Raw genomic sequence first — 24,070 nt, 5'->3', positions numbered from 1 at the left:
CCCCGAATCATCCTCCTGGGAGGGGCGGTTGTGCGGCTTCCAGGAGTCCGGCGAGTTCCACGAGGTCCGTGCCGGTGAGACGGGGGAGGGCGCAGCCGGAGAGGGTGCGGCAGGTGTCTCGCCAGGTGGCGGGGATCGCGCCGGCGCCGCCGAGCGCGCCGGTCAACGCGCCCACCAGGGCCGGGGCCGAGTCGGCGACCCGGGAGAGACAGGCCGCCGCGGGGACCGCCTCGGCGATCCGGCCCTGCGCGGCGGTGGCGAGGGCCAGGGCCACGGGGACGGTTTCGGCGGCCGCGATGCCGTAGCTGTAGACGTGGTCGACGATCTCGTGTTCCAGGGCGGGGATCAGGGCGAAGGCGCTGTCCGCGGTGCGGGCGAGGTGCAGGGCGTGGTGGGCGTTGCGGCCGATCTCCGTCTCCTGGGGGAGTTCGGTGAGGGCGGCTGCCACACAGGCCGCCACGGGGGCGCCGGTCAGGGCGAGGGAGAGGGCCGCCGCCATCGCTCGCGCGCCGTGCACTCCGTCACCGTCCTGGGTGTAGCGGGCGTCGAACTCGGCGAGATCCGCGGCGAGTCGGGGGTCGCCGGGGTGGGCGACGGCGAGGACGCAGGCTCTGACGCAGGCCGCGTCGTCGAAGTAGTGGGGGTTGTCGTGGCCGGTGGCGGGCGGGCGCAGGCCGGTGGCGAGGTTGCCGAGTCCCGCGCGTACGGAGATGCGGGCGCGGAGGGGGATCTTCGCGGACTCGGTCTCCGGGGCGCGGTCCGTCGCCGCGGCCACTTCGGCGGCGAGGGCGTTCCAGGTGAGGTCGATGGCGGCTCTCGTACGGCGTTCTCGGGTGAGGTCGCCGAGGGCGGTGTCGTCGCCGGCCTTGAGGAGGGCCTCCGCGGTGAAGGCGGCCCATTCGGCGTCGTCGGAGGGGCCGAGGCGGAGGGGCTCGGGGGGCTGGTTGAGGGCGATGGGGACGGGGAGGGTGGTGGTGGCGTTCTGTTCGGCGAAGGTGTCCAGTTCGCGGGTGAGGCGGCGGGTCCAGTCGGGCATGCGGGCGGCTCTGTGGCGGGCGGAGGGCCAGCCGGCGGCGTCGCCTGCGGCGAGGCCCAGCAGGAGGCCTACGGTTCTGCTCGACTCGGCTGCGTCCTCGCCGTCGGCGGACGCGAGCGCGTGCGGCTCCGTCGCGAACCCCGTTGAATCGTCCCAAGGGACCGGCGGAGTCATGACGCGACCTCCGTGTCGGCACCCGCCACCAGCAACTCCGCCACGTCCAGCACATGGTGACCCGCCATCGACGGCAGGCAACTGCCCTTGACCGGGCCGATCGCCGAGGCCCAGGCCGTCGGGATCGCCGACGCCCCCCTCGTCGCGCCCGCGAGCGCGCCCGCCACCGCCGCTGTCGTGTCGGCGTCGCGGCCCATGTTGACCGCCGTGAGGACCGCCTCGCGGAAGTCGCCGTCCGCCGCCGCGTACGCCCCGAAGGCGAGGGCCACCGCCTCCGGGGCCAGGTCGGTCCAGGGGTAGCCGCCGATGACGACGGAGGAGCGGACCGCGCGTTCGCCGCGGTGGGCCACCGCCACCGCCCGTCTCAGGGACCTCGCCGTCCAGCTGTCGTCCGGGATCACCGCGAGCGCGGAGGCGACGACCGCGATGGTCGGGGCGCCCGCCATCGCCGCCGCGACTCCCGCCGCGACCGCCTGGCCGCCGTAGATGCCCTCGCCGTCATGGCTCACCGAGCCGTCGATCGCGACCAGGCGGGCCGCCTCGGCGGGGCGGCCCGCGGCGAAGACGCCGAAGGGGGCCGCGCGCATGGCCAGGCCGTCGCTCCAGGCGTGGCGGTGCTGGGCGGAGATGGGGGCCGCGAGGCCGCGGCGGAGGTTCTCCAGGGTGCCGCGCTCGCTGAAGCCGGCTCCCCGGAAGGGGCCCTCGTCGCGGTCCGCGATCCACTCGTGCCAGGCCGCCTCCACATGGGAGGGGGTGAGGGCCGAGCCGTGCCGGGCCAGGAGCAGGCCCGAGAAGATCGCGTACTCGGTGTCGTCCGTGCCGGCCGGTTCGTCGACGACGTAGCCCTCGATACGGCCCCAACGGGCGCGGATCTCCGACGGCTTCAGGTTCTCGGCCGGTGCGCCGAGGGCGTCCCCCACCGCCAGGCCCAGCAGGGCGCCGCGGGCCCGCTCACGGAGTGCGGTGGCGTCCTGGGGCGCCGGGACCGAGGGGATGCAGGCGATGGATGCCATACGCGGGCCTTTCCACTGGGACACCTTTGCGGATGTGTCCCACCATCGGCGGTTGACCTGAGCCTCCCAGCCCTCAACGTCACCCGGTCGACATCTGAGCGCACCTCTGATCGTCTGCGCATTCGAAGGTAAAGCCGCAGGTTAGCCCAGCCTTTCCTTGCTGGCGGGCGGGAATGACCCGACGTACTGTAGGCGTTGTTAAGAATTAGAACGTGTCCAAAGTTAGCTTTGGCTCAGCTTTCCTGGGGGACCGGAATGGCCGTCATCGACATCCAGGCGCCGCTGCACGAGGCGCACCGCGACAACCACACCCACCGCGATGTGAACGGCGGCTGGCTGCGCCCCGCCGTCTTCGGGGCCATGGACGGACTGGTCTCCAACCTCGCCCTGATGACCGGTGTCGCCGGCGGGGCGGCCGGGCGGAGTGTCGTCGTGGTCACCGGGCTCGTGGGGCTCGCCGCCGGCGCCTTCTCCATGGCCGCCGGTGAGTACACCTCCGTCGCCTCGCAGCGGGAGCTCGTCGAGGCCGAGCTGGACGTCGAGCGGCGCGAGCTGCGCAAGCATCCGCAGGACGAGGAGGCGGAGCTCGCCGCCCTGTACGAGGGGCGCGGGGTCGAGCCGGAGCTGGCGCGCGAGGTCGCCCGGCAGCTGTCCCGCGATCCCGAGCAGGCCCTTGAGATCCACGCACGCGAGGAGCTGGGGATCGATCCCGGCGACCTGCCCTCGCCGCTCGTCGCCGCCGTGTCGAGCTTCGGCTCCTTCGCGCTCGGCGCCTTCCTCCCCGTACTCCCGTATCTGCTCGGCGCCGGAGTGCTGTGGCCCGCCGTGCTGCTGGCGCTGCTCGGCCTGTTCGCCTGCGGTGCCGTCGTGGCCAGGGTGACCGCGCGGACCTGGTGGTACAGCGGGCTGCGGCAGCTCGCCCTGGGAGGCACGGCGGCCGGTGTGACGTACGCCCTGGGCAGCTTGTTCGGAACGGCCGTAGGATAGGGAGTCCGCTACTTATGCGTTGGGCCGCATAAGTAGCCGTTACTCGCTGGTTTCGAATGGTTAACCACTGGGCATGAGCCGTAAGCGCTGCGGGCAATGACGCTTGCGGCGCATTCGCGGGGTGGGCGACGACGCCCTCGCCGACCCCGGACCGATGGACACCGATCTGACCGATCAGTCCGGTTCGGACCACATACTTCAAGCCAGGTGTGCGACACCCCCCTCGCACCTCATGGCGTCCGCATGTTGGAACGGAATATCCAGTTTCCGAGAACCGCTCCATCATGTAACCTGCACGAAATTTTGCACTCACGCAGAGGGCCAACGTCGTCCCTCGGCAATCTGCATATGCCAGTTGACGACGACGGGAGAGCCGATGCGTACGCCGCGCCAGCCGTCCCAGCACTCCGTGGATGGCCAGAAGTGGTCCTTCATGGATGCTCGCCCTGCTGCGCAGGGTATGTACGACCCCCGCAACGAGAAGGACGCCTGTGGCGTCGGTTTCGTGGCCACCCTCACCGGCGAGGCGAGCCATGCGCTGGTCGAGCAGGCGCTCACGGTTCTGCGCAACCTGGAGCACCGCGGTGCCACCGGCTCCGAGCCCGACTCGGGTGACGGCGCGGGCATCCTGTCCCAGGTTCCGGACGCCTTCTTCCGGGAGACGGTCGGCTTCGAGCTGCCCGCGGCCGGTGCCTACGCCGTCGGTATCGCCTTCCTGCCCGAGGAGGGCACCGAGGACGCCGTCTCGAAGATCGAGACGATCGCCGGCGAAGAGGGCCTGACGGTTCTGGGGTGGCGTGAGGTTCCCGTCGCTCCCGAGCTGCTCGGCGCCACCGCCCGTTCCACGATGCCCGCCTTCCGCCAGGTCTTCGTGACCGACGGCGCATCGGAGGGCATCGACCTCGACCGCAAGGCCTTCGTGCTGCGCAAGCGCGCCGAGCGCGAGGTCGACACCTACTTCCCGTCGCTGTCCGCGCGGACGATCGTCTACAAGGGCATGCTGACCACCGGCCAGCTGGAGCCCTTCTTCCCGGACCTGTCCGACCGCCGCTTCGCCTCCGCGATCGCGCTCGTGCACTCCCGGTTCTCCACGAACACCTTCCCGTCGTGGCCGCTCGCCCACCCGTACCGGTTCGTCGCGCACAACGGTGAGATCAACACCGTCAAGGGCAACCGCAACTGGATGCGCGCCCGTGAGTCCCAGCTGGTCTCGGATCTGTTCGGGAGCGACGACAAGGCCATCGAGCGGATCTTCCCGATCTGTACGCCGGACGCCTCCGACTCGGCGTCCTTCGACGAGGTCCTCGAACTCCTGCACCTGGGCGGCCGTTCGCTGCCGCACTCCGTGCTGATGATGATCCCGGAGGCGTGGGAGAACCACGACTCCATGGACCCGGCCCGGCGCGCCTTCTACCAGTTCCACTCCACGATGATGGAGCCCTGGGACGGCCCGGCCTGTGTCACCTTCACCGACGGCCGGCAGGTCGGCGCGGTCCTCGACCGCAACGGCCTTCGCCCGGGCCGCTACTGGGTCACCGACGACGGCCTCGTCGTCCTCGGCTCCGAGGTCGGCGTCCTCGACATCGACCCCGCCAAGGTGGTCCGCAAGGGCCGTCTCCAGCCGGGCCGGATGTTCCTCGTCGACACCGTCGAGCACCGCATCATCGAGGACGACGAGATCAAGGCCGGCCTCGCCGCCGAGCAGCCGTACGCCGAGTGGCTGGAGGCCGGGGAGATCGAGCTCTCCGACCTGCCCGAGCGCGAGCACATCGTGCACACCCACGCCTCGGTCACCCGCCGCCAGCAGACCTTCGGCTACACCGAGGAAGAGCTGCGCGTCATCCTCGCGCCGATGGCCAAGGCCGGTGCCGAGCCGATCGGCTCGATGGGCACCGACTCGCCGATCGCCGCGCTCTCCTCGCGCCCGCGGCTGCTCTTCGACTACTTCACCCAGTTGTTCGCTCAGGTCACCAACCCGCCGCTGGACGCGATCCGGGAAGAGCTGGTCACCTCGCTGCGCAGCTCCCTCGGCCCCGCGAGCAACCTGCTGGAGCCGACCGCCGCCTCGTGCCGCTCGGTCACCCTGCCGTTCCCGGTGATCGACAACGACGAGCTGGCCAAGCTCATCCACATCAACGCCGACGGCGACATGCCCGGCTTCAAGGCCGCGACCCTCTCCGGCCTGTACCGGGTCTCCGGCGGCGGCGACTCCCTCGCCGCCCGCATCGAGGAGATCTGCGCCGAGGCCGACGCCGCGATCGACAACGGCGCCCGCCTGATCGTGCTGTCGGACCGCCACTCCGACGCCGAGCACGCGCCGATCCCCTCGCTGCTGCTCACCGCGGCCGTCCACCACCACCTCATCCGCACCAAGCAGCGCACCCAGGTGGGTCTGCTGGTCGAGGCCGGTGACGTCCGCGAGGTCCACCACGTCGCCCTGCTGATCGGCTTCGGCGCCGCGGCCGTGAACCCGTACCTCGCGATGGAGTCCGTCGAGGACCTGGTCCGCGCCGGCACCTTCCTCTCCGACATAGAGGCCGAGCAGGCCATCCGGAACCTGATCTACGCCCTGGGCAAGGGTGTCCTCAAGGTCATGTCGAAGATGGGCATCTCCACCGTCGCCTCCTACCGCGGCGCGCAGGTCTTCGAGGCCGTCGGTCTCGACACGGCCTTCGTCGAGAAGTACTTCAGCGGTACGGCCACCAAGATCGGCGGAGTCGGCATCGACGTCGTCGCCAAGGAGGTCGCCGCCCGGCACGCCAAGGCGTACCCCGCCTCCGGCATCGCTCCCGCGCACCGCGCGCTGGAGATAGGCGGCGAGTACCAGTGGCGCCGCGAGGGCGAGCCGCACCTGTTCGACCCGGAGACGGTCTTCCGCCTCCAGCACTCGACGCGCGCGAACAGCTACGACATCTTCAAGAAGTACACGGACCGCGTGAACGAGCAGTCCGAGCGGCTGATGACGCTCCGCGGACTCTTCGGCTTCAAGAGCGACCGGGAAGCGATCTCCGTCGACGAGGTCGAGCCGGTCTCCGAGATCGTCAAGCGCTTCTCCACCGGCGCCATGTCCTACGGCTCCATCTCGCGCGAGGCGCACGAGACCCTCGCCATCGCCATGAACCAGCTGGGCGGCAAGTCCAACACCGGTGAGGGCGGCGAGGACGCGGACCGGCTGTACGACCCGGCGCGGCGTTCGTCGATCAAGCAGGTCGCCTCCGGCCGCTTCGGCGTGACCTCCGAGTACCTGGTCAACGCGGACGACATCCAGATCAAGATGGCCCAGGGCGCCAAGCCCGGCGAGGGCGGCCAGCTGCCCGGCCACAAGGTCTACCCGTGGGTCGCCAAGACCCGGCACTCCACCCCGGGTGTCGGTCTGATCTCCCCGCCGCCGCACCACGACATCTACTCGATCGAGGACCTGGCCCAGCTGATCCACGACCTGAAGAACGCGAACCCGCAGGCGCGGATTCACGTGAAGCTGGTCTCCGAGGTCGGCGTCGGCACGGTCGCGGCCGGTGTGTCCAAGGCCCACGCGGACGTCGTGCTGATCTCGGGTCACGACGGTGGCACCGGTGCCTCGCCGCTGACCTCGCTCAAGCACGCCGGTGGGCCTTGGGAGTTGGGCCTCGCCGAGACCCAGCAGACCCTGCTGCTCAACGGCCTGCGCGACCGGATCGTCGTCCAGACCGACGGCCAGCTCAAGACCGGCCGGGACGTCGTCATCGCCGCGCTGCTCGGCGCCGAGGAGTTCGGTTTCGCGACCGCGCCGCTCGTCGTCTCCGGCTGCGTCATGATGCGCGTCTGCCACCTGGACACCTGCCCGGTCGGCATCGCCACCCAGAACCCGGTGCTGCGCGACCGGTTCTCCGGCAAGGCCGAGTACGTCGTGAACTTCTTCAAGTTCATCGCCGAGGAGGTCCGCGAGATCCTCGCCGAGCTGGGCTTCCGCTCCATCGAGGAGGCCGTCGGTCACGCCGAGTCCCTCGACGTGACCCGCGCGGTCGACCACTGGAAGGCCCAGGGCCTGGACCTGGAGCCGCTGTTCCACGTGCCCGAGCTGCCCGAGGGTGCGGTGCGCCACCAGCTGATCGCGCAGGACCACGGCCTGGAGAAGGCGCTCGACAACGAGCTCATCAAGCTCGCCGCCGACCGCCTGGCCGCCGACTCGGCGACCGACGCCCAGCCGGTCCGCGCCCAGGTCAAGGTGCGCAACATCAACCGCACGGTCGGCACCATGCTCGGCCACGAGGTGACCAAGAAGTTCGGCGGCGCGGGCCTGCCCGACGACACCGTCGACATCACCTTCACCGGCTCCGCCGGCCAGTCCTTCGGTGCCTTCCTGCCGCGCGGTGTCACGCTGCGCCTGGAGGGCGACGCCAACGACTACGTCGGCAAGGGCCTCTCCGGCGGCCGTGTGATCGTCCGTCCCGACCGGGGCGCCGACCACCTCGCCGAGTACTCGACGATCGCGGGCAACACCATCGCCTACGGCGCGACCGGCGGCGAGCTGTTCCTGCGCGGTCGTACCGGTGAGCGCTTCTGCGTCCGCAACTCCGGTGCGCTGGTGGTCTCGGAGGGCGTGGGTGACCACGGCTGCGAGTACATGACCGGCGGTCACGCCGTGGTCCTCGGCGAGACGGGCCGCAACTTCGCGGCCGGCATGTCCGGCGGTGTCGCCTACGTCATCGACCTCGACAAGGACAACGTCAACGTCGGCAACGTGGGGGCCGTGGAGGCACTCGACGACACCGACAAGCAGTGGCTGCACGACGTGGTGCGCCGCCACCAGGAGGAGACCGGGTCCACGGTCGCCGAGAAGCTCCTGGCTGAGTGGGATACCGCGGTGGACCGCTTCAGCAAGATCATCCCCAGCACGTACAAGGCAGTGCTCGCCGCCAAGGACGCCGCCGAGCAGGCGGGACTCTCCGAGTCCGAGATCACCGAGAAGATGATGGAGGCGGCGATCAATGGCTGACCCGAAGGGCTTCCTGAACCACGGCCGTGAGGTCGCCAAGTCCCGCCCCGTCGACGTACGTCTGAAGGACTGGAACGAGGTCTACGTCCCGGGCTCGCTGCTTCCGATCATCTCGAAGCAGGCGTCCCGCTGCATGGACTGCGGCATCCCGTTCTGCCACAACGGCTGTCCGCTCGGGAACCTCATCCCCGAGTGGAACGACTACGCCTATCGCGAGGACTGGGCCGCCGCGTCGGAGCGGCTGCACGCGACCAACAACTTCCCCGAGTTCACCGGGCGGTTGTGTCCGGCTCCGTGTGAGTCGGCGTGTGTGCTCGGCATCAACCAGCCGGCCGTGACCATCAAGAACGTCGAGGTCTCGATCATCGACAAGGCGTGGGACAGCGGCGACGTCGCTCCCCAGGCCCCGGAGCGCCTGTCCGGCAAGACCGTCGCGGTCATCGGCTCGGGTCCGGCCGGACTCGCCGCCGCGCAGCAGCTCACCCGGGCCGGTCACACCGTCGCCGTCTACGAGCGCGCGGACCGCGTCGGAGGTCTCCTCCGGTACGGCATCCCGGAGTTCAAGATGGAGAAGCGGCACATCAACCGCCGTATCGAGCAGATGCGCGCGGAGGGCACCCGCTTCCGTACCGGCATCGAGATCGGCCGCGACCTCAAGGCGACCGACCTCAAGAAGCGGTACGACGCGATCGTCATCGCCGCCGGCGCGACCACCGCGCGCGACCTGCCCGTCCCGGGCCGTGAGCTCAAGGGCGTCTACCAGGCGATGGAGTACCTGCCCCTGGCCAACAAGGTGCAGGAGGGCGACTACGTGACGTCCCCTGTCTCCGCCGAGGGCAAGCACGTCGTGGTCATCGGCGGTGGCGACACCGGCGCCGACTGCGTGGGCACCGCGCACCGTCAAGGGGCCGCGTCCGTCACGCAGTTGGAGATCATGCCGCAGCCCGGCGAGGACCGTGCCCCGCACCAGCCGTGGCCGACCTTCCCCATGCTGTACAAGGTCACCTCCGCGCACGAGGAGGGCGGCGAGCGGGTCTACTCCGTCTCGACGACCCACTTCGAGGGCGACGAGGACGGCAACGTCCAGTGGCTGCACCTCACCGAGGTCGAGTTCATCGAGGGCAAGCTGACCCCGAAGCCGGGCACGGAGCGCAAGATCCCCGCCCAGCTGGTCACCCTCGCCATGGGCTTCACCGGCACCGACCGCGAGAACGGCCTGGTCGAGCAGTTCGGCCTGGAGCTCGACGAGCGCGGCAACGTCGCCCGCGACGCCGACTTCCAGACCAACGTGCCCGGCGTCTTCGTCGCCGGTGACGCGGGCCGCGGCCAGTCGCTCATCGTGTGGGCCATCGCCGAGGGCCGCTCGGCCGCCCGCGGCACCGACCGCTTCCTGACCGGGGCGAGCGAACTGCCCGCGCCGATCCGGCCGACGGACCGCTCCCTGATGGTGTGATCACACCCGCATAGACGTCCCGTACAAAGGCGTACGGGCGGGTCATCTGGGGGGAAACCCCCAGACCCCCCGAGACGGCGCCCGCCCTCCACCAGTCCCCGACCGGACCGGAAGGCGGGCGCCGTCGCATGCGCTCCTACGGCACCTTGTACGTCTCCCCGTACACCTGCCACACCAGCGGCGTCCTGAGGTCCAGGTTCCCGTCGTACAGGAAGCGGCGCTGCGCGGTGTCGACGCGCGAGGTGTCGATGTCCGCCTTCCGGGTCTTCATGGCCGCCCGGCGGATGTCCAGGAAGGCGTCCAGGTAGGCCTTCTCCGAGCCGCCCTCGGCCGGGCTGTCGGCCTCCTGGAGGGCGTGTTCGCGCAGGCCGTAGAAGCTGGTGGCGTTGGTGCCCGGGCCGTGGAAGACCATGGCGTCGTAGTAGACGAACTGTCCCAGGGCGCCGAGGCCGTCGAGCTTGGCGAGGCGGACCGCCGGGTCGAAGTAGACCCGGTCGCGCTCCTGGTCCTGGGCCTTCTGGAAGGCGGGCAGCGCGGCCTCCGCCTTCCAGGCCGCGGTGAAGCCCGGGTCCAGGCCCCGGTGGGAGTCGGTGCCGTCGACCGCGCGCAGGGCGGGGAGGTAGCGGGCGAGACCGTTGCCGGGGTGGGCCTCGGTGTAGCGCTCGACGAGGGTGAGCAGGTCGTGGGTGCCGGTGCAGAAGCCGATGATGCCGGCCGTGTAGCCCTGGCCGTCGCCGATGTCCTCGACATAGCCGTAGGCGCTGCGCCAGTCCAGGGTGGAGTTCTCCGCGCTCGCCACGAGCTGCTGGGCCAGCTCCTTCTTGGCGGGGGCGGCCAGGCCCGCCGGGCGGTCCGCGACGACCTCGTCGTCCTCCGCGCTCTCGGCCCGGACCTTGGCGTCCCGCGCGCCCTTGGCGTCCTCGGCCGACTGCGAACGGTACGCGGCGGACAGGTCGGGGCCCGCCCGGCCCGCGTCGGACTCGTGGGGCGCGAGGACGTAGACCGACGCCGTGACGATCACGGGGACGGCGGCGAAGAGCAGCACTCCGGCGCGTTTCACTGGGCTCCCGTCAGTTCGGCGACCTTGGCCCAAGTAGACACCAGGAGCAGCGCCAGCAGCACGGCACAGGCACCCGCCTGGACGAGGGTCCGCCGCCCGCCCCGGGGCGCGTAGGCGTAGGCGAGGGTGACGACGGCACCGGCGAGCAGGCCGCCGAGGTGGCCCTGCCAGGAGGTCAGGCCCGCGGAGATCAGCAGCCACAGCAGCAGACCCGCCATGAACCGGTTGACCTGGGCCATGTCGGCGCCGAGCCGCCGGGCCAGCACGTAGTAGGCGGCACCGAGCCCGAAGATCGCCCCGGACGCGCCGAGCGTGGCCTCGGTGGGCGCGATCAGCAGCACCAGGACCGAACCGCCGAGCGCGGAGAGCAGATACAGCGCGAGGTACCGGACCCGGCCGAGCTGCGACTCGACCATCCGGCCGATGTTCCACAGCGACACCATGTTCATCACTATGTGCAGAATCCCGAACGTGCCCTCGGTAGGCGGCAGATGCAGGAACGCGCCGGTCAGCAGCCGGTACCACTCGCCCGCCACGACGCCCTCGGCGTGGAAGTCGGCCGGGTAGGAGGCCTGCCACACATAGTGCCCGCCGTCCGGGCCCACCAGCCCGACGCCCAGCATCTCGAACCGGTCCACCAGGGCGGGGCGCACCAACTCACCTGTGTAGGCGAGGACGTTGAGCCCGATGAGGACGTACGTCACCAGGGGCACGGCCGTGATCCGGCCGCCGAACGCGGTCCTGGCCCGCCGCACCGACCGCGACCCCTCCCGCACGCACTCCGGGCACTGGTGGCCGACAGCCGCCTCCCGCATGCAGTCCGGGCAGATGTACCGCTCGCAGCGGGTGCAGCTGACGTGGGACTCCACCTTGGTGTGGCGATAGCAGGTGGTGACGGCATACTCGGGTTCCACGGCCGGCTCCTCGGAGTGACGGGGTTGACGATCGAGCCGGTGGGGACGGCAGCGAACAAAATATCGAATGCCGGTGACGCGAGAGAGTGGAGGGGGCATGGCCGCGATCAGTCTCAGGAAGGTCGAGGAGACGGCGCCCGCGCTGGTCGACCTGTACAAGAGCGCCGGGGTGTCGCTGACGAAACACGGGCTGGACGGCCAGCGGGCCGCGGTCTACCTCGTGATCGACTACTCGGGCTCCATGAGGCCGTACTACCAGGACGGCAGCGTCCAGGCCCTCGCCGACCGGGTGCTCGGCCTGTCCGCGCACCTCGACGACGACGGCCGGGTGCCCGTGGTGTTCTTCTCCACCGACGTCGACGCCGAGACGGACATCGAACTCGCCGACCACCGGGGCCGGATCGACCGGATCGTGGCCGGTCTCGGGCACATGGGGAAGACCAGCTACCACCTGGCCATGGACGCCGTCATCGACCACTACCTCGACAGCGGCACCACGGCCCCCGCCCTCGTCGTCTTCCAGACCGACGGCGGCCCGATCAGCAGACCCGCCGCCGAACGCTATGTGTGCAAGGCCGCGAAGCTGCCCCTGTTCTGGCAGTTCATCGGCTTCGGCGACCCGGACAGCAAGCAGTTCGACTTCCTGCGCAAGCTGGACGAACTCGCCGTCCCGGACAAGCGGGTGGTGGACAACGCCGGTTTCTTCCACGCGGGCGAGGATCCCCGGACGGTCTCCGACGCCGAGTTGTACGACCGTCTCGTCGGCGAGTTCCCGAAATGGCTGGTGGCCGCGCGGGCCGAGGGGATCGTGCGGCCCTAGGCGTTGGCTTGGGCGCGGGGCCGTGCCACGCTGTGGGTGCTCCGACGGGTCCGACGGGGAGGCGGCGATCCATGGACGGCGCGCGATCGGTGAACCGACGGGCTCGCGGGGGCGGGTCCGGCAACGGCGAGTCCGGCAAGGGCGAGAAACTGGCCGACTGGGCCGACGGACGGCTCGGCCTGTACGCGCTCGCCAAGGCCAACATGCGCAAGGTCTTTCCGGACCACTGGTCGTTCATGCTGGGCGAGATCTGCCTCTACAGCTTCCTCATCCTGATCCTCACCGGCGTCTACCTCACCCTGTTCTTCGAGCCCAGCGGGGTCGAGGTCGTCTACCACGGGTCGTACGAGCCCCTCAACGGCGTGATCATGACCAGGGCGTACGAGTCCACGCTCGACATCAGCTTCGACGTGCGCGGCGGTCTGCTGATCCGGCAGATCCACCACTGGGCGGCCCTCGTCTTCGTCACCGGCATGCTCGTGCACATGATGCGGGTGTTCTTCACCGGCGCCTTCCGCAAGCCGCGCGAGCTCAACTGGGTGTTCGGCTGGACCCTGTTGTTCCTCGGCATCATCACCGGGCTGACCGGCTACAGCCTCCCGGACGACCTGCTCTCCGGCACCGGCATCCGGTTCGCCGACGGGGCGATCCTGTCGATCCCGATCGTCGGGACCTATCTGTCGTTCTTCCTGTTCGGCGGGGAGTTCCCGGGCCACGACATCATCCCGAGGCTCTTCCCGATCCATGTCCTGGTGCTGCCCGGGATCATGCTCGGCCTGGTGGTCGCCCATCTGATCCTGGTCTTCTACCACAAGCACACCCAGTACCCGGGGCCCGGCCGGGACAACAAGTCCGTGGTCGGCATGCCCTTCCTGCCGGTCTACATGGCGAAGGCGGGCGGCTTCTTCTTCCTGACCTTCGGTGTGCTGGCGCTCATGGGCGGACTCGCGCAGATCAACCCCGTGTGGGCGTTCGGCCCCTACAGCTCGCACGTCGTGACCACCGGCGCCCAGCCCGACTGGTACCTCGGCTTCTCCGAGGGGCTGATCCGGGTGATGCCGGGATGGGAGATCAACTTCTGGGGCCACACCCTGGAACCCGGCGTCTTCATCCCCTTCTCGCTCTTCCCGCTGATCCTGCTCGCCCTCGGCGTCTACCCCTTCGTCGAGGCGTGGATCACCGGTGACAAACGCGAGCACCACATCCTGGACCGGCCGCGCAACGTGCCCGTCCGCACGGGTCTCGGCGTCGCCTGGCTCAGCCTGTACGGCGTCCTCCTGATCGGCGGCGGCAACGACATCGTGGCCACGCATCTGCATCTGTCCATCAACGCGATCACCTGGTTCGTGCGGGTGTCGGTCTTCGTGGTACCGGTGCTGGCCTTCGTCGTGACGAAGCGGATCTGCATGGGGTTGCAGCGCCGGGACCGGGACAAGGTGCTGCACGGACGGGAGACCGGCACCATCAGGCGGCTCCCGCACGGGGAGTTCGTCGAGGTCCACGAACCGCTAGCGCAGGCGCAGTTGCACACCCTCACCCAGCACGAGCAGGACCCGCCGTACGAGATCGGGCCGCTCGTCGACGGCAATGGGGTGCGGCGGCCGGTCAGGCTCTCCCAGCGGATGCGGGCGGGGCTCGCGCGGGCGATGTTCGGGCCCGAGACCCGGATTCCGAAGCCGACGGTGGAGGAGTACCGGGAGGTCACGAGCGGCGACCACCACCACTGAGCACTGTCGTGCGGCACTCGTCGGGGGTGCCCCACGCGGTGCGCAGGGCGCGGGCCTTGGTGAGCCAGAGGGACAGGTCGTACTCGGCCGTGTAGCCGATCGCGCCGTGGAGTTGGAGGGCGGTGCGGGCGGTTCTGTACGCCGCCTCGCACGCTGTGAGCTTGGCGGCGGCGACGTCTTCCTCGGTCATCGTCAGGGCGGCGCCCAGGAGTAGGGGGCGGGCGAACTCCAACGCGATCTTCGCGTCGGCGAGTTGGTGTTTGACCGCCTGGAAGGAGCCTATGGGGGTGCCGAACTGGGTGCGCTGCTTTACGTGGGTGACGGTCTTGTCGAGGAGGGCGAGGCCTACGCCGAGTGCTTGGGCTGCGGTGGTGAGGCGGGCGGTCAGCAGGGCGGGGGCCAAAGGTGGGTTGGTGGCGAGGAGTTCACCGCCGTGGGGGGTGGGGGAGAGGCGGCGGGCCGGGTCCAGAGACGGGCGTGGGGGGTGGTCGGGTGGGGGAGCGAGGCGGAGTGCGCGGCTTGCCGGGTGGGTTGAGACGGTCAGCCGTAGGTCTGCCGTGTCTGCGTCCAGTGCGTACGGCCCTGTGGTCAAGGTCGCCGTCGACTCGCCCGAGGCCAGCGCGGGCAGCCAGCGCTTGGCGGGGCCGGTGTCATCCAGTGATGCGAGCAGTGTCGCCGCAGTCACCGTCTCCACCAACGGGCCCGGTACCGCGTGTCGGCCCAACTCCACGAAGGCCAGGGCGAGTTCGAGAGGGCGTGGGCCCAGTCCCTCGTAGGTCTCCGGTACCGCCAGTGCGAACACCCCCGCTTCGGCGATACGGCCCCACAGCGCCCGTCCGCTGTCGTGGTCGCCGTGGCTCCAGTCCCGTACGACGGACGGGGTGTCGGCGGCTGTGAGCATGGCGTTCAGGGAAGCGGCGAAGTCGCGCTGGCCGGTGTCGAGGAGGAAGCGCATCAGCGGCGGCCCTTCGGGAGGCCCAGCAGGCGTTCGGCGATGATGTCCCGTTGTATCTCGTTGGTGCCGGCGTAGATGGGGCCGGCGAGGGCGAAGACATAGCGCTCGGACCAGTCGGGGTCCTCCTCCTCGCCCAGGAGGTCCAACGCCGTCTCCGTGAGCGCGATGTCGTACTCGGACCAGAAGACCTTGTTGAGGCTGGACTCGGGTCCGATCGATTCCCCGTTCAGGAAGCGGGCGGCGGACGCGTAGGTGAAGAGCTGGTAGGCGCGGGCGCCGATCACCGCGTCGGCGACCCGCGCGCGGGGCTCCGGGGGGCTGCCCTGGGTGTGCCAGAGAGCGAGGAGGCGGTCCGCGGACGCCAGGAAGCGGCCCGGTGAGCGCAGCATCAGCCCGCGTTCGTTGCCCGCCGCCGACATCGCGATCCGCCAGCCCTCGCCGGGCGCGCCGATGACGTCCTCGTCCGGGACGAACACCTCGTCCAGGAAGAGCTCCGCGAACGCCGGTTTACCGTCGAGGCGGCGGATCGGGCGGACCGTGACCCCGGGGGCGCGCAGGTCGAACATCAGGTAGGTGAGGCCCTGGTGGGGCTTCGGGGTGTCCGGGTCGGTGCGGAACAGGCCGAAGGCGCGGTCCGCGAAGGCCGCCCGGGAGGACCAGGTCTTCTGGCCGCTCAGCAGCCAACCGCCCGGTGTGCGGACCCCCTTGGACCTCAACGACGCCAGGTCCGAGCCCGCCTCCGGCTCCGACCAGGCCTGCGCCCAGACCGTCTCCCCGGTCGCCATCGACGGCAGCACGCGCGCGCGTTGCTCCTCCGTGCCGTGGTCGAAGAGGGTCGGCGCGAGGAGGCTCACGCCGTTCTGGCCGACCCGCCCGGGCGCCCCGGCCGCGTAGTACTCCTCCTCGAAGGTCAGCCAGCCGATCAGCCCGGAGTCCCGGCCGCCGTACCGCGCGGGCCAGTTGACCACCGACCAGCGCTCCGCGGCGAGTTCCGCCTCCCACGCGCGGTGTGCCGTGAAGCCCTCCTCGGTCTCCAGGGAGGGCAGCGGAGAGGCGGGCACATGCGCGCGCAGCCAGGCGCGGGCCTCGGCGCGGAAGGCCTCCTCTTCCTGCGTGAACGCCAGATCCATGGCCACCCGTCCTTCCCTAACAAGTGTTTGGTAGGTTAGCGTGGCGCCATGACAGGCGTCGAGAGTCCGGTGTACGAACCGGGGCACGGGCTGCTGAAGGGACGCACCGCCGTCATCACCGCCGCGGCCGGCGCGGGCATCGGCGGGGCGACCGCGCGCCGCTTCCTGGAGGAGGGCGCGCGCGTCCTCATCAGCGACGCGCACGCGCGCCGGCTCAAGGAGTACGGCGCCGAGCTGGCCGGTGAGTTCGGGGCCGAGCGGGTCGCCGTCCTGCCCTGTGACGTGACGGACGAGACGCAGGTGCGGGCCTTGTTCGACACGGCCGTACGCGAGCACGGACGGCTGGACGTCGTCGTCAACAACGCCGGTCTCGGCGGGACCTCGACGCTCGTCGACATGACCGACGAGCAGTGGACCCGGGTCCTGGACGTGACCCTCAACGGCACCTTCCGGTGCACCCGGGCGGCCCTGCGGCTCATGAAGGACTCCCGCTCCGGTGTCATCGTCAACAACGCCTCCGTCGTCGGCTGGCGTGCCCAGGCCGGACAGGCCCACTACGCCGCCGCGAAGGCCGGGGTGATGGCGCTGACCCGGTGCGCGGCGCTGGAGGCGGCCGAGTACGGCGTCCGGGTCAACGCCGTCTCGCCGAGCCTCGCCATGCACCCGCACCTGGTGAAGGTGACCTCGGCCGACCTGCTGGAGGAACTGACCGCGCGCGAGGCCTTCGGGCGGTACGCCGAACCCTGGGAGGTGGCCAACGTCATCGTGTTCCTGGCGTCCGGCTACTCCTCGTACATGACCGGCGAGGTCGTCGCCGTCAGCAGCCAGCACGCCTAGGACGACAATGACTCCGTGCCGACCAAGAAGAAGCCCGAGGTGAGCGCCGCCGCGCCGGCCCGCCGCCGTGAACTCCTGGACACCGCAGCCGAGGTCTTCGCCGAACAGGGCTACAACGCCACGACCGTACGCAAGATCGCCGACCACGCGGGCATGCTCGCGGGCAGCCTCTACTACCACTTCGACTCCAAGGAATCGATGCTGGAGGAGATCCTGCGGACCTTCCTCGACGAGCTCTGGGACGGCTACGACACCGTCCTGGGCGCCGAGGCGGGACCCCGGGAGACGCTGGAGGCTCTGGTCACCGAGTCGTTCCGGGAGATCGACCGGCACCGCGCCGCCGTCGCGATCTACCAGAAGGAGAGCAAGCAGCTGGTGGCGCAGGAGCGGTTCGCGTTCCTCGCCGAGTCGCAGCGCAGGTTCGAGAAGGCCTGGCTGTCCACGCTGGAGCGCGGGGTCGCGGCCGAGGTGTTCCGCGCCGACCTCGACGTCCGGCTGACCTACCGGTTCGTGCGCGACACCGTGTGGGTCGCCGCGTCCTGGTACCGGCCCGGCGGACAGCACAGCCCGGAGGAGATCGCCCGGCAGTACCTGTCGATGGTGCTGGACGGGATCGCCGTACGCGAATAGCCCTTACAGGTGAGGGAGTTGCCATGGCCGAGGCCTACATCGTCGAAGCGGTCCGTACGCCCGTCGGGCGGCGCGGGGGAGGACTGAGCGAGGTCCACCCGGCCGACCTGGGCGCGCATGTGCTGCGCGCTCTGGTGGAGCGGGCCGGGGTCGATCCCGGCGCCGTCGAGGACGTGGTCTTCGGATGCCTGGACGCGGTCGGGCCGCAGGCCGGGGACATCGCCCGGACCGCGTGGCTCGCGGCCGGGCTGCCCGAGGAGGTGCCCGGGGTGACCGTGGACCGGCAGTGCGGGTCCTCGCAGCAGGCCGTGCACTTCGCCGCGCAGGGCGTGCTCTCCGGGACCCAGGATCTGGTGGTCGCCGGGGGAGTGCAGAACATGTCGATGATCCCGATCGCCTTCGCGACCCGGCAGGCCGCCGAGCCGCTCGGGCTGACCCAGGGGCCGTTCGCGGGCAGCGAGGGGTGGCAGGCGCGGTACGGGGACCGGGCGGTGAACCAGTTCGCCGGCGCCGAGATGATCGCCGGGAAGTGGGGGATCAGCAGGCAGGACCAGGAGGAGTTCGCGCTGCGGTCCCATCGGCGGGCACTGCGGGCCATCGACGAGGGGCGCTTCGAGCGGGAGACGGTGGCCTACCGCGAGGTCGCGGTCGACGAGGGGCCGCGCCGGGACACCTCCCTGGAGAAGATGGCCGGGCTGAAGCCGGTGATCGAGGGCGGCACCATCACCGCCGCCGTGTCCTCGCAGGTCTCCGACGGCGCCGCCGCCATGCTGCTCGCCTCCGAGCGGGCGGTCCGCGAACACGGCCTCACTCCACGCGCACGCGTGCACCACCTCTCGGTGCGCGGCGAGGACCCCATCCGCATGCTCACGGCACCCATCCCGGCCACCGCGCACGCCCTGAAGAAGACCGGGCTCACCATCGACGACATCGACCTCGTCGAGATCAACGAGGCCTTCGCGCCCGTGGTGCTGGCCTGGCTGAAGGAGACCGGCGCGGACCCCGAGAAGGTCAACGCCAACGGCGGTGCCATCGCCCTCGGACATCCGCTGGGGGCGACGGGCGTGAAGCTCATGACGACTCTGCTGCATGAACTGGAGCGCACGGGCGGGCGGTTCGGGTTGCAGACGATGTGCGAGGGCGGGGGACAGGCGAACGTGACGATCATCGAACGGCTCTGACGCCTCTGACGCCTCTGACGGTTCCGACGGCTCCGATGCCTCTGACGGCCGAACGGATGGACGCGGGGCCGCGCCGAGCGGCCCCGCCCCGGTCACGGCGGGGAAATGCCGCCGGACGCTCAACTCTCTTTCAGAGCAAGGTAGTTCATGACGTCCGTGGCCTGTGCCATGATCCCCTCCACCAGCCTCGCGCACGACGGCAGGTCGTCGATCACCCCGGCGACCTGTCCGGAGGCCATCACGCCGAGATCCGTACGGCCGTCCACCATCGCCGACTTGAGCAGCATGGGCGTGTTGGCGGCGAGGAGGACCTGGCTCCACGACAGATCCTTGCCGTGGCGCATCGCGAGGCCGTCGTGGGCCAGCTGCCGCCAGCTCAGGCCCGACAGCTTGCGGAAACCGGCCGCTCTCCTCAGGGCGTGCCAAAGGGCCTTCGGGCGCCCGGAGTTCTCCAGCGCGGTCACCAGGTCGGTGCGGAGCATGCGGTGGGGCAGGCCGTCCACCGCCCGGGTCACCGTCACGTCCTTCACCGTCGCCGCCAGATAGCGGGCCTTCACCGCGTCCGGCACGGTCGAGTCCGAGGTGAGCAGGAAGCGGGTGCCCATGGCCACGCCCGCCGCCCCGTACGCCAGCGCGGCGACCAGCCCCCGCCCGTCGAAGAAGCCGCCCGCCGCCACGACGGGGATGTCCACCGCGTCCACCACCTGCGGCAGCAGCACCGTCGTCGCCACGTCCCCGGTGTGCCCGCCGCCCTCCCCGCCCTGCACGATCACCGCGTCCGCACCCCAGGCGGCTACCTTCTCGGCATGCCGCCGGGCCCCCACGGACGGAACCACGACGACCCCGGCCTCCTTCAGCTCGGCGATCAGCTCGGCGGACGGCGCGAGGGCGAACGAGGCCACCCGCACCCCCTCCTCGACGATCACCCGCACCCGGTCCCCGGCGTCCGCCGCGTCCGCCCGCAGATTCACCCCGAAGGGCGCGTCGGTGCGGGACCTCACCTCCCGCACCGCGTCCCGGAGTTGGTCCAGCGTCATCGTCGCGGAGGCCAGGATGCCGAGCGCGCCCGCGTTCGCCGTGGCGGAGACCAGCCGGGGCCCCGCGACCCACCCCATCCCCGTCTGCACGATCGGATACCGGACCCCGGCCAGCCGGGTGAGCGCGGTCTCCATCAGCCGCCGACCTCCCGGGACCTGGCGTTCCCCGGATCGAGCACCTCGCGGATCAACTCCAGCTCCCGAGCGGTGGGTTCCCGCGTGCACGGCACCTCGTCCGGGACCACCAGCTCGAACCCGGTGGCCTCCGCGACCTGCTCGACGGTGACCCCGGGATGCAGCGAAGCCAGCCGCATCGACCGGTCCGGCGTCGCGAAGTCGAAGACCCCGAGGTCGGAGACGACCCGAGGGATACGGTGATACCGGGCGCTGCCCGCGTGGTCGTACCCCACCCCGCACACCATGTCGACCTTCTCCACGAACACCCGGCGCGAATGCCTCGGCACCCAGTAACTCGTCGGGTTGTTCAGGGTGTTGACCGGCGCTCCCCGCACCCCGAGCAACTGCCGCTTCGGCCGCGCCCAGTCGCCGATGCAGGAGATGTTCTGGTTGCCGTACCGGTCGATCTGGCTCGCGCCCATCATCACGTGCCGTCGCCCGCCGCTGACCAGGGCGAGGTGCTGCCGGTAGGGGAGCCAGCCCTCGACGGTGCCGTCGTCGCGGACGAGCATCGCCTCGCCGTCGGTCAGCAGGAGGTCGGGGGAGAAGGAGCGCCGGGCAAGACGGGCGCCGATGGAGGGGATCAGGCCCATCGGGCTGGCGACGATCTCACCGGCGTCGCGCCAGGCCTCGGCGCAGGCGATCACGCAGTACTCGCTCCGCGTCACGCTCATGGTGTCCTCCCCTGGAGATACCGCTCGGCGAACTCCGGCCAGGGTGTGGTCGCGTACTCCTTCTGCACGGCCTCGTCCCGGCCGTAGTCCGGGGCGCAGGACGTGAAGTGCGCGCCGTTCGGGGCCTCGACGACCCCGGTCACCGTGTGCCGCTTGACCAGCAGCGACTGGGGAGCCGCCGCCTTGGTCAACTCGGCGGTGTCGACGACCTGTTCGCACGAGACGTAGGCCGTGTCCGCCGCCTCGCAGAAGAGGTCGTCGAAGTAGGGGTCGGGGCCCAGGTACTGGCCGTTGCCCAGCCGGTCGGCGCGGTTGACGTGGACCAGGGCTGCGTCGAGCCGCAGCGCCGGCGCGGCGACGAAGGTCTCCCCGTCGTCGTACGGCGAAGTCACCGTCCGCAGGCCGGGGTTGACCCGCATCACGTCCGAGCCGATCCCGGCCCGCACGGGCAGGAACGGCAGCCGGTTCGCCGCCGCGCGCAGGCCCCACATGAACATGGCCTCGTCGATCTCCATGAGGTCGAAGTCGCCGCGCTCGCGGGCCGCCCGGTAGTGCGGTTCGAGGGGGATGGAGTCGAGGGTGACGAAGGCGGCGACCAGTTTCCGGATGCGCCCGGCGGCGGCGAGCATGCCGACGTCCGGGCCGCCGTACGAGACGATCGTCAGGTCGGTGACGTCGGACCGCAGCAGGGCCCGGACCAGGGCCATCGGCTTGCGGCGGGAGCCCCAGCCGCCGATGCCCAGGGTCATGCCGCTGGCCAGCCGGGACACCGCCTCGTCGGCGGTCATCGTCTTGTCGCTCATGCGCCCTCCCTGCCGAACCTGTCACGGACCCGGTCGGCGACCCCGCTGACGCTCGCCTCGAAGGTGAAGCCCTGCTCGAAGCGGTATCCGCGGCGGACGTCGACGGGGTCGATGCCGTTGATGGCGGACTTGGCCAGACGCAGCAGCTCGCCGTCCTTGGCGGCGATCTCGCGGGCCAACTCCAGTGCCGTGTCGAGCAGTTCGGCGCGCGGTACCACCCGCCACACCGATCCGTGCGTGTGCAGCTCGGCCGCGGTCACCGTGCGCGAGGTGTAGTACAGGGCGCGCATCAGATGCTGGGGGACCAGCCGGGACAGATGGGTGGCCGCGCCGAGCGCCCCGCGGTCCAGCTCGGGCAGCCCGAAGGTGGCGTCCTCGCTCGCCACGATCACGTCCGCGTTGCCCACCAGCCCGATCCCGCCGCCCAGACAGAACCCTTGCACGGCCGCGACGACGGGCACCTCGCACTCGTACACCGCCGCGAAGGCGTCGAAACAGCCGCGGTTGACGCCGACCAGCGCCCCCGGCCCACGCGCCTGCAACTCCTTGATGTCCACACCGGCGTTGAACCCGCGCCCCTCGGCGGCCAGCACCACGCACCGCACCGAAGGGTCGCGGCCCGCACCCCGCACGGCGTCGGCCAGCGCGAACCAGCCGTCCACCGGCAGGGCGTTCACCGGCGGGAAGTCGACCGTGACGACCGCGATCCCATCCTTTTCCGACCCGTTTTCCGGGGCCGAGGTGGAGACACCCATGGAAGCATCAGCTACCTTTCCACCAAACGTTTGTTAGGTGAGAAGGGTAGCGGCGAATGGAGCCGAACGGGAGGGTCGTGGTCGTCACCGGCGGGACGCGCGGAGTGGGCGCCGGGATCGCCCGCTCCTTCGCGGCGGCCGGCGCGGAGGTCGTCGTATGCGCGCGAAGGCCGCCCGAAGTACCGCTGCCGAAGACGGAGTTCGCGCGGCTGGACGTCCGGGACGCGGACGCCGTACGGCACTTCTTCGCCGAACTGCCGCGTCTGGACGTACTGGTCAACAACGCGGGAGGCGCGCCGTACCGCTTGCTGGCGGAGGCGGTGCCCGAACGCCACCTCCGCGTACTGGAGTTGAACCTCCTCGCCCCCCTGACGGTCTCCCTGGCCGCGTACGAGCACCTGAAACGCACCCGCGGCTCGGTCGTCATGATCGGAAGCGTCAGCGGCGGCCGTCCCTCGCCCGGCGCGGCCGCGTACGGGGCCGCAAAGGCGGGCCTGGAGAACCTCGCCCGCTCGATGGCCGTGGAGTGGGCGCCGGAGGTGCGCGTGAACACCCTGGTCGTCGGCATGGTCGACACCGAGCGGTCCCACCTCTACTACGGCGACGAGGAGGGCGTGGCCGCCGTCTCCCGCACGGTCCCGCTCGGCCGTCTCGCCGATCCGTCCGACGTGGGCGCGGCGGCCGTGTTCCTCGCCTCGGACGCGGCCGCCTACATCAGCGGGGCCTCACTGCTGGTGCACGGCGGCGGGGAGCGACCGGCGTTCCTGGACGCCACCAACGCCTCAACTGTCAGCAAGGAGACGTGAGATGACCGGAATCTGCGACGGCCGGGTCGTCGTCGTCACCGGCGCGGGTCGGGGCCTCGGCCGCGCCCACGCCCTCGCCTTCGCCGCCGAGGGCGCCCGGGTCGTCGTCAACGACCTCGGCGTCGGCCTCGACGGCACCCCCGATCCCGACAGCCCGGCCGCGCTCGTGGCCGAGGAGATCCGCGCGGCGGGCGGCGAGGCGGTGGCCCACGGCGCCGACATCGCGACCGGCGAAGGCGCCGCGTCCCTGATCACGACCGCCCTGGAGACGTACGGCCGCCTCGACACCCTCGTCAACAACGCCGGGTTCCTGCGCGACCGGATGCTCGTCAACCTCGACGAGGACGACTGGGACGCGGTGATGGCCGTACACCTGAAGGGCCACTTCCTGCCCCTGCGGTACGCGGCCGCACACTGGCGCGCGGAGACCAAGTCAGGCCGCACACCGACCGCCCGGATCATCAACACCTCCAGCGGAGCAGGGCTGTTGGGCTCGGTGGGCCAGGGCAACTACAGCGCCGCGAAGGCGGGAATCGTGGGGCTCACCCTGGTGGCGGCAGCGGAACTGGCCCGCTACGGAGTGGGGGTCAACGCCATCGCCCCCGCGGCCCGCACCAGGATGACGGAACACACCTTCGCCGACACGATGACGGCCCCCACCGCGGGCTTCGACGCGATGTCCCCGTCGAACGTGTCCCCGCTGGTCGTCTGGTTGGGCTCGGAGGCAAGCGAAGGGGTAACAGGCAGAGTCTTCGAGGTGGAGGCCGGCCGCATCACGGTGATGGAGGGCTGGAGGCCGGGCCCGAGCGCGGACAAGGGCGCGAGGTGGACCCCGACGGAAGCGGGAGAGACGGCACTCAAGCTGTTGGGGGAGGCTGAGACACCCGAGCCGGTATACGGGGCGTAACCGGATCTCCCCAGGGGCG

20 protein-coding genes are annotated in these 24,070 nt (G+C 70.9%); 10 read left to right on the top strand and 10 right to left on the bottom strand.

Features of this window, described 5'->3' with window-relative positions; all coding sequences use genetic code 11:
- Window positions 1-7 precede the first annotated feature (7 nt).
- Together G3I78_RS21365 and G3I78_RS21360 are read right to left on the bottom strand one after the other, a co-directional pair.
- On the bottom strand, window positions 8-1,210 hold the full coding sequence (locus G3I78_RS21365; RefSeq protein ID WP_239157943.1) for an ADP-ribosylglycohydrolase family protein: 1,203 nt from the start codon (window positions 1,208-1,210) through the stop codon (window positions 8-10).
- Complete coding sequence (locus G3I78_RS21360; protein ID WP_164426929.1) at window positions 1,207-2,223, bottom strand: ADP-ribosylglycohydrolase family protein; 1,017 nt, start codon at window positions 2,221-2,223, stop codon at window positions 1,207-1,209. Before G3I78_RS21360 ends, G3I78_RS21365 begins: the two co-directional genes overlap by 4 nt.
- Window positions 2,224-2,478: 255 nt before the next feature.
- Here G3I78_RS21360 and G3I78_RS21355 point away from each other — a divergent pair, with 255 nt between their 5' ends.
- The 3 genes from G3I78_RS21355 to G3I78_RS21345 all read left to right on the top strand — a co-directional run bounded on the left by G3I78_RS21355 (window position 2,479) and on the right by G3I78_RS21345 (window position 9,638).
- Window positions 2,479-3,210, top strand: a complete 732-nt coding sequence (locus G3I78_RS21355) for a VIT1/CCC1 transporter family protein (protein ID WP_164426927.1) — start codon at window positions 2,479-2,481, stop codon at window positions 3,208-3,210.
- 376 nt (window positions 3,211-3,586) lie between these two features.
- Entirely contained in the window at window positions 3,587-8,185 is a 4,599-nt protein-coding gene (gene gltB, locus G3I78_RS21350; RefSeq protein ID WP_164426925.1) for a glutamate synthase large subunit, read from the top strand.
- Window positions 8,178-9,638 carry a glutamate synthase subunit beta gene (locus G3I78_RS21345; protein WP_164426924.1) on the top strand — a complete coding sequence of 487 codons (1,461 nt, stop codon included), beginning with the start codon at window positions 8,178-8,180 and terminating at the stop codon, window positions 9,636-9,638. Before gltB ends, G3I78_RS21345 begins: the two co-directional genes overlap by 8 nt.
- A 136-nt stretch (window positions 9,639-9,774) precedes the next feature.
- On the opposite strand, the gene G3I78_RS21340 is transcribed toward G3I78_RS21345, so the two are convergent.
- Both G3I78_RS21340 and G3I78_RS21335 read right to left on the bottom strand, forming a co-directional pair.
- Complete coding sequence (locus G3I78_RS21340) at window positions 9,775-10,698, bottom strand: chitosanase (RefSeq protein ID WP_343243812.1); 924 nt, start codon at window positions 10,696-10,698, stop codon at window positions 9,775-9,777.
- Window positions 10,695-11,612, bottom strand: a complete 918-nt coding sequence (locus tag G3I78_RS21335; RefSeq protein ID WP_164426922.1) for a rhomboid family intramembrane serine protease — start codon at window positions 11,610-11,612, stop codon at window positions 10,695-10,697. Before G3I78_RS21335 ends, G3I78_RS21340 begins: the two co-directional genes overlap by 4 nt.
- A 97-nt stretch (window positions 11,613-11,709) precedes the next feature.
- On the opposite strand from G3I78_RS21335, the gene G3I78_RS21330 reads away from it, so the two are divergent.
- Window positions 11,710-12,432 (top strand): VWA domain-containing protein, encoded by a 723-nt coding sequence (locus tag G3I78_RS21330; RefSeq protein ID WP_164426919.1) that lies wholly within the window; start codon window positions 11,710-11,712, stop codon window positions 12,430-12,432.
- 71 nt (window positions 12,433-12,503) lie between these two features.
- The gene (locus G3I78_RS21325; RefSeq protein ID WP_239157941.1) at window positions 12,504-14,159 is read left to right on the top strand and encodes a ubiquinol-cytochrome c reductase cytochrome b subunit; all 1,656 of its coding nucleotides are present in this window, start codon (window positions 12,504-12,506) and stop codon (window positions 14,157-14,159) included.
- Here G3I78_RS21325 and G3I78_RS21320 read toward each other — a convergent pair.
- Together G3I78_RS21320 and G3I78_RS21315 are read right to left on the bottom strand one after the other, a co-directional pair.
- Window positions 14,134-15,114 carry an acyl-CoA dehydrogenase family protein gene (locus G3I78_RS21320; protein ID WP_164426917.1) on the bottom strand — a complete coding sequence of 327 codons (981 nt, stop codon included), beginning with the start codon at window positions 15,112-15,114 and terminating at the stop codon, window positions 14,134-14,136. The two genes, G3I78_RS21325 and G3I78_RS21320, sit on opposite strands and share 26 nt — an antisense overlap.
- The gene (locus G3I78_RS21315; RefSeq protein WP_164426916.1) at window positions 15,114-16,244 is read right to left on the bottom strand and encodes an acyl-CoA dehydrogenase family protein; all 1,131 of its coding nucleotides are present in this window, start codon (window positions 16,242-16,244) and stop codon (window positions 15,114-15,116) included. The genes G3I78_RS21320 and G3I78_RS21315 overlap by 1 nt, the downstream gene beginning before the upstream one ends.
- 48 nt (window positions 16,245-16,292) lie before the next feature.
- On the opposite strand from G3I78_RS21315, the gene G3I78_RS21310 reads away from it, so the two are divergent.
- Genes G3I78_RS21310 through G3I78_RS21300 form a run of 3 tightly spaced genes read left to right on the top strand, consistent with a single transcriptional unit; the run spans window position 16,293 to window position 18,892 of the window.
- Window positions 16,293-17,081 (top strand): SDR family oxidoreductase, encoded by a 789-nt coding sequence (locus G3I78_RS21310; RefSeq protein ID WP_164426914.1) that lies wholly within the window; start codon window positions 16,293-16,295, stop codon window positions 17,079-17,081.
- A 15-nt stretch (window positions 17,082-17,096) separates the two neighbouring features.
- Window positions 17,097-17,711, top strand: a complete 615-nt coding sequence (locus G3I78_RS21305; RefSeq protein WP_164426912.1) for a TetR/AcrR family transcriptional regulator — start codon at window positions 17,097-17,099, stop codon at window positions 17,709-17,711.
- A 23-nt stretch (window positions 17,712-17,734) separates the two neighbouring features.
- A complete protein-coding gene (locus G3I78_RS21300; RefSeq protein WP_164426910.1) occupies window positions 17,735-18,892 on the top strand; it encodes an acetyl-CoA C-acetyltransferase in 1,158 nt (385 codons plus the stop codon).
- 119 nt (window positions 18,893-19,011) lie between these two features.
- On the opposite strand, the gene G3I78_RS21295 is transcribed toward G3I78_RS21300, so the two are convergent.
- The 4 genes from G3I78_RS21295 to G3I78_RS21280 are packed head-to-tail and all read right to left on the bottom strand — an operon-like array spanning window position 19,012 to window position 22,338.
- Complete coding sequence (locus tag G3I78_RS21295) at window positions 19,012-20,064, bottom strand: nitronate monooxygenase (protein ID WP_164426908.1); 1,053 nt, start codon at window positions 20,062-20,064, stop codon at window positions 19,012-19,014.
- Window positions 20,064-20,780: a CoA-transferase gene (locus G3I78_RS21290; RefSeq protein WP_164426906.1), complete on the bottom strand. Its 717-nt coding sequence runs from the start codon at window positions 20,778-20,780 to the stop codon at window positions 20,064-20,066. Before G3I78_RS21290 ends, G3I78_RS21295 begins: the two co-directional genes overlap by 1 nt.
- On the bottom strand, window positions 20,777-21,583 hold the full coding sequence (locus tag G3I78_RS21285) for a CoA transferase subunit A (protein WP_164426904.1): 807 nt from the start codon (window positions 21,581-21,583) through the stop codon (window positions 20,777-20,779). The genes G3I78_RS21290 and G3I78_RS21285 overlap by 4 nt, the downstream gene beginning before the upstream one ends.
- Window positions 21,580-22,338, bottom strand: coding sequence for an enoyl-CoA hydratase family protein (locus G3I78_RS21280; RefSeq protein WP_164426902.1), 759 nt, complete (start codon window positions 22,336-22,338; stop codon window positions 21,580-21,582). Before G3I78_RS21280 ends, G3I78_RS21285 begins: the two co-directional genes overlap by 4 nt.
- A gap of 56 nt (window positions 22,339-22,394) precedes the next feature.
- Here G3I78_RS21280 and G3I78_RS21275 point away from each other — a divergent pair, with 56 nt between their 5' ends.
- On the top strand, window positions 22,395-23,144 hold the full coding sequence (locus tag G3I78_RS21275) for an SDR family oxidoreductase (protein WP_164426900.1): 750 nt from the start codon (window positions 22,395-22,397) through the stop codon (window positions 23,142-23,144).
- 1 nt (window position 23,145) lies between these two features.
- Entirely contained in the window at window positions 23,146-24,051 is a 906-nt protein-coding gene (locus tag G3I78_RS21270; RefSeq protein ID WP_164426898.1) for an SDR family oxidoreductase, read from the top strand.
- Window positions 24,052-24,070: the final 19 nt, after the last annotated feature.

It is taken from the genome of Streptomyces sp. SID13726 (assembly GCF_010548375.1).
Classification (GTDB): Bacteria; Actinomycetota; Actinomycetes; order Streptomycetales; family Streptomycetaceae; genus Streptomyces.
The sequence above is the reverse complement of the archived record's forward strand: the minus strand, read 5'-3'. Positions and strand labels throughout refer to the sequence as shown.